The organism is Priestia sp. P5_B4, from assembly GCF_056400385.1.
This window is the reverse complement of sequence record NZ_JBFULJ010000883.1, coordinates 1-1580: the sequence shown is the minus strand read 5'-3', so window position 1 is coordinate 1580 and position 1580 is coordinate 1. Positions and strand designations below refer to the sequence as shown.

Genomic DNA, 1580 nt, shown 5'->3' with positions numbered 1-1580 from the left:
TCTATTATTTCTGGAATAGAAGCTATGCATATCATTAAAAAAGGGCAACTTACTTCATGGAACCAGTCTGTCCAAAATCAAGTGAAGTTCATCCATCAACTATTTGGAATTGCTGCTTAAGACCAGATTCCACTAAGACACTTTTTGCCTCTTTATATCTCCTTAAGTATTCGCACCAGAACCTAAAAAGCTGCATACTCCGGAGAAAGAATCCTTGGTAGAAGGCTTATACATAATGGGCAGTCTTTGTTGTAGTTATTCTTCATAATTTGTATTAAATATAAATAAATATAAGCTAATTCTAGAAGTATAGGTTTTACCTGTCTAAARGAAGGKAATAATAGGGTCAACTTGATAAAGGGAGTGATCTTATGCAAGCCGATATGACGGTCGAAGAAGTCAAAGCCCAAATCCAGTACTTAGGAACAAATGGACAATCTCTAAAAAAGAAAAAAGTAAAGCAAACACATCCAAAACTAATGAAAAATGCACTTTATTTTTTCCCTAGCTGGGAACATGCTATGGTAGAAAGTGGTGTAAATAGCATATAATAAGCAGAAACTCAGTCTTTTTTGACTGAGTTTCTGCTTATTATATATAGAAAGCTTTTAAAGGAAAAAGAATGATGGGTGTGGAATACAAAGAAAAACGGTTGCACAAAGATAGGAGAGATAAAAGACATGAATGCTACATTTAATCAACTTTTATCAATGAAAAATCTACGTGACGTTCAAAAAACAGAAATTTTAGTGCAAATGGAACAAGCTTCAAAGAATAAAGATAAAGAAACCCTCTTACGATTAACTAAACAGCTTCGAAGTATCTCATAGAATACCTTCTGTAATAGAATTAACCCACTAACAGGAAGCCTTTACATGAGAACAATAAAAAAGCGACTTATCTATCCTAATTCGAACAGTAAGGTCGCTTATCCTATTTTTTATTCATATATTTACCCTTCCACTTTACAATATGTGTACATTTATCATGTTATATGTTCATCTTCTAACTGAATTACATCTTTGTCCTGAGATTGATTGAATAAATAAGTAAGGTATGAATGGAGTTCGAATCGGTCTTCATCAATAAAATTAGAAAACACCTGTTTATATTCTTTCAACATCTTTTCCTCCTTTATTTATGTTTCTTACTTCTATCATTACCTATCTAGTAATCTCTTATACATACAAATTAATAATGTACTTATTGCTTGTATTAACTTGTATGTAACACAACACAGAGTTAAAAAAAGTTTATTCTTTCTTTTTTGTATGGGCTCCACCTGCGCCAAATACAACGATAGCCACGCATGCTATCCACCTGACTTTATTATAACAGAAAACGCTTACATTATAAATAGTTATATCTGTAATTATAAAAAGTGATTATATTATTCTTTATGGAGTTTTTTAAATATACGTATATTTTAAGAGCGTAGAATATCCTGGGTAAATAAAAATATTCTTCAATGTAAAGAGATAATTAGTTATCAATCGATTGATAGGAGATATTCATGTGCAATACTCTCTGGGAGTTATTCTAAAGAAATCCCTCTTTTTATGTCGAAAATTAGCAAGTAT

At 31.2% G+C, this 1580-nt stretch carries 2 protein-coding genes and 1 pseudogene; all 3 read left to right on the top strand.

What is annotated here, in order from left to right:
• Positions 1-120, top strand: a pseudogene (locus AC1DRF_RS27115) (IS6 family transposase); the annotation flags it as partial.
• Between the two features lie 251 nt (positions 121-371).
• The gene (locus AC1DRF_RS27110; RefSeq protein ID WP_025751503.1) at positions 372-551 is read left to right on the top strand and encodes a hypothetical protein; all 180 of its coding nucleotides are present in this window, start codon (positions 372-374) and stop codon (positions 549-551) included.
• A gap of 129 nt (positions 552-680) precedes the next feature.
• Entirely contained in the window at positions 681-830 is a 150-nt protein-coding gene (locus AC1DRF_RS27105; RefSeq protein WP_098366834.1) for a phosphoesterase, read from the top strand.
• Positions 831-1580 lie beyond the last annotated feature (750 nt).

What these genes read in the sequence shown, in the direction of transcription:
- AC1DRF_RS27105 (WP_098366834.1), top strand. Translation starts at nt 681, where the DNA reads ATGAATGCTACATTTAATCAACTTTTATCAATGAAAAATCTACGTGAC.
- AC1DRF_RS27110 (WP_025751503.1), top strand. Translation starts at nt 372, where the DNA reads ATGCAAGCCGATATGACGGTCGAAGAAGTCAAAGCCCAAATCCAGTAC.